Here is a 3,774-nt window from a genome sequence, read left to right on the forward strand (position 1 = left end):
GAAATGGCTTCACGTTCAATCATCATAGCGCCAAGTACCGCCTGCTCAGCTTCAATGTTTTGGGGGGGAACACGGTCAATCATGTAAACTCTCCTCACTTAAAATGCCGCGCATGCCGGGCATAATGCTATGCAAACCCGTTTTAGCGCGGCAATTTTATTGCTAATTCATCATTAAAGAAGGGTGCAGGCTCAGACTGGGTGTGTATGGTTAACCTATTCTTCGCCTCAGCTTGTTCCAATACACACCCAGTCTGTAATATATAGGCCTTATATTAATTTAGGCACTTGCTTCTTGGCTATCAGCAAATAAAATAGCCAGCGCTTCTTCAACGGTAGTAACAGGACGAATGTCCAAACCAAGATGCCCGTCCGGAATATCTGACTTATTTTCCGCAGGAATAATCATGGTTCTTATACCCGCTTGTTTGGCACCATAGGCCTTTTCAAAAACACCGCCAACGGCTTTTACCCGGCCTTTAATGGAAATTTCGCCAGTGATAGCCACATCCTGACGAATCGGTTTATCGGTTATGGCCGAGATAATCGCCGAAAGGATGGCCGTACCGGCTGACGGTCCATCAATGCGGCCGCCACCGATAATATTAATATGCAAATCAAAACTGGCCAAATCCAGGCCGGTAATTTTTCGGACAACCGCAGCGGCATTAAATACGGAATCTTTAGCCATGCTACCAGCGGTGTCGTTAAAGCGAATACTGCCTTTACCTTTTTCCGCTGGAAACGCAACAGCCTCAATTTCGAGAACTGATCCAAGATAGCCGCTTACACCCAGACCAAATACTTTACCTACTTCCACAGTCGGTGTAGCTTTGCGGGTAACATAAGGTGACAGCCGGCTAACCTGGGCCACACGGTATATATCCTCTTTCGTAATCATCACCTGCTCGTGGGCTTCCCCCAGACGCATGAGTGCCATACTGTAGGCATCTGACAGGATATTGACGGCTTTTCTGCCTTCAATCGTATAATCGCTAATTAGCTGGGGCACTTCAGGGTCAATGGCAACTGCCAGCTTACTTGCTGCATTATAGACAATTTCTTCGATGTGTTTAGGGGTCAGTGGTTCAAAATAAATTTCTGCACAGCGTGAACGAATGGCCGGTATGATATCACTAGCATCACGGGTAGTAGCACCTATGAGAATAAAATCAGCCGGCGCTCCCTCTTCAAATAGCTTTTTGATATATTTAGGAACATTACTATCAGAGGGATCATAATACGCTGAGTCAAAAAACACTCGTTTATCTTCCAGCACTTTTAGCAACTTATTTTGCAGCATAGGGTCCATTTCGCCAATTTCATCAATAAACAAAATTCCACCATGAGCATCTGTCGCTAAACCCGGTTTTGGTTCTGGCACACCACTATCGGCTAAATCACGGCGAGCCCCTTGATAAATCGGATCATGAACCGAGCCTAAAAGTGGATTAGTAATATCGCGAGGATCCCAGCGCAAAGTAGTCCCATCAACTTCAATAAATGGAGCATCAGGAGCAAATGGGGTCTTGGGCATCTTTTTTGCCGCTTCCAATACCAGCCGGGCGGCAGTAGTTTTACCGACACCAGGAGGTCCGTAAAGAATAAGATGCTGCGGGTAGGGGGAGGCCAATTTCGCCTTGAGCGCCTCTATCGCCCGCTCCTGACCAATAATTTCATCAAGTGATGTTTGACGCAAAAGTTCCATGGCCGAACGGGTTAATTTGCGGTTCTCCAGTTTTTCTAACAGTGCATATTTCTTAAGAGTCTGAGGATTCTCTGCATTTGCTGAACTTTCTTCTTTTAGGACCTGGGTACGAATTTCCTGAATATACTCTTGATGGCGTTCTTCCATCTTTTCAGCAATTTTCTTTTCAATCCGGTCTTCCACTGTGCGGCGGGCACATAGATCTGCTAGTTCATCTTCAATTTCCCTGAGCAGTTCTGGAATTTCAGCTACAGTCGGTAACTTATCGATAGTCGGATCTTCAAATACCAGCTTCTGTAGCGCCAGTACTCTTTCTGGGAGATTGTTGGAACGCATTAGTTCTAACGCTCCCAGCTTTCCTGCTTTCAGCACCACTTTTTCTGCACCTAGAACACCGGTGTACAAACCGTACAGGGCGGCTACCTGGCGTTTTAGCTGGTCTTCCTGGTTGCCATGACCGCTGCTAGTAGCGCGGTCCCTGCTGCCACTACGTACTAGTTTGCTAAAAAAATCTTTCATAAATAATACCTTTCTAATAATTAGTAGGATTATATTGGAAAAGCAAAGCTACGATGATGAACTGTTCTGCAATGGCCGTTTGGGATTGAACCACGTTTTCATTGCAAGACATGACTAACCATCGGCTGCTTTTTTCTGCGCTTACTCAGCTTTAACAGTTACCTGAATTTCAGTAGTTACCTCTGGATGCAGTTTAATGGGTACAGTAAATGTCCCCAACGACTTGATGGCATCTTTAAGCTCAATTTTGCGCTTATCAATATCCAGGTTATGTTCTTTCATTATGGCTTCCGCAATGTCTTTTGCTGTAACCGAGCCAAATAAGCGGCCGCCTTCTCCCATTTTAACCGGAATAGTAATAGCAATCTTAGCCATCTGTGCAGCCAACAGCTTGGCTTCTTCCAAAGCACGCTCTTTTTTGCGTTCCTCGGCTGCTTTTTGCATTTTGGCAATATTTATATTATTTGCTGTAGCTGGAATGGCCAATTTCTGCGGTAAAAGATAGTTGCGGGCATAGCCCTCAGAAACTTCAATAATGTCACCTTTCTTACCGAGTTTTTTCACTTCTTGCTGCAGAATTACTTTCATGTATTCCACTCTCCTTTATGTAGCTATCTACTAATTCAATAATTTTCGCTTTTACTTCTTCCATGGTGGCATCTTTTACTTTAGCACCTGCTACCGATTGATGCCCGCCACCGCCAAGTTTTTCCATGATCACCTGAACGTTGATATCCCCAAGCGATCTGGCACTAATAGCGACACCTTCTTCTGTTTTAAATAGGACAAAACTTACCTTCACACCTTCAATAGTTAGCAGCATATCTGCAGTCTGCGCAGCCGCCACCTGCGGATTTTTGACATCTTCCGGACAGATGGCAATCACTATACCTTCATGTGGCATTTCGGTATTGTCGATAATTGCCGCCCGGTTTTTCATTGTCTCAAAATCAACACGGAATAAATACCTCACCAGCGAGGGATCAGCGCCAGCCCGACGCAAATACGAGGCAGCTTCAAAGGTACGTACGCCTGTCTGCACAGCAAAATTTTTCGTATCAACCACAATTCCTGCGTACAAGGCAGATGCTTCCAGACGGTTTAATTCAATTTTTTCATCAAAATAACCTAATAGCTCGGTAACCAGCTCACTGGTAGACGAAGCAGATGGTTCAAGATATACCAGTAAGGTATTAGGAATAATGGTCTCAGCCCGGCGATGATGGTCAATAATTACCGTGCGATCAGCTCTGGCTAATACATCCGGTGCGGCTACCAACTCTGGCCTGTGGGTGTCAACAACAAACACCAGCGGCTTGGAGTTGCTTAACAGCGCTGCCTGCATAGGGGATATAAATAAATCCCTAAATTCTTCATAATCCAGTAACAGCTCTGATAATTTATCCATTGCCAAACCCGGCTGACTAACAACAATATGGACTTGCTTGCCCATGTGACGTACCATTTTCGCTACGCCAAAAGAGGCTCCCAGACTGTCAAAGTCTTCTCCTGCATGTCCCATAACCACAATACTTTCTGCTTGATCAA

At 45.1% G+C, this 3,774-nt stretch carries 4 protein-coding genes; all 4 read right to left on the reverse strand.

The annotated features are described in order from the left end of the window. A partial coding sequence (locus tag AC29Z1_RS14935; RefSeq protein WP_488272255.1) for a DnaB-like helicase N-terminal domain-containing protein occupies window positions 1–83 on the reverse strand: 83 nt, incomplete at its 3' end. Window positions 84–279: 196 nt separating this feature from the next. Beyond that, window positions 280–2,226 (reverse strand): Lon family ATP-dependent protease, encoded by a 1,947-nt coding sequence (gene lonC, locus AC29Z1_RS14940; RefSeq protein WP_488272252.1) that lies wholly within the window; start codon window positions 2,224–2,226, stop codon window positions 280–282. A gap of 141 nt (window positions 2,227–2,367) precedes the next feature. After that, window positions 2,368–2,814 (reverse strand): 50S ribosomal protein L9, encoded by a 447-nt coding sequence (gene rplI / locus AC29Z1_RS14945; RefSeq protein ID WP_488272253.1) that lies wholly within the window; start codon window positions 2,812–2,814, stop codon window positions 2,368–2,370. After that, window positions 2,774–3,774: DHH family phosphoesterase (locus tag AC29Z1_RS14950; protein WP_488272254.1), on the reverse strand; the 1,001-nt coding region annotated here is incomplete at its 5' end. The genes AC29Z1_RS14950 and rplI, both read right to left, overlap by 41 nt.

This window comes from Sporomusa sp., from assembly GCF_057736855.1.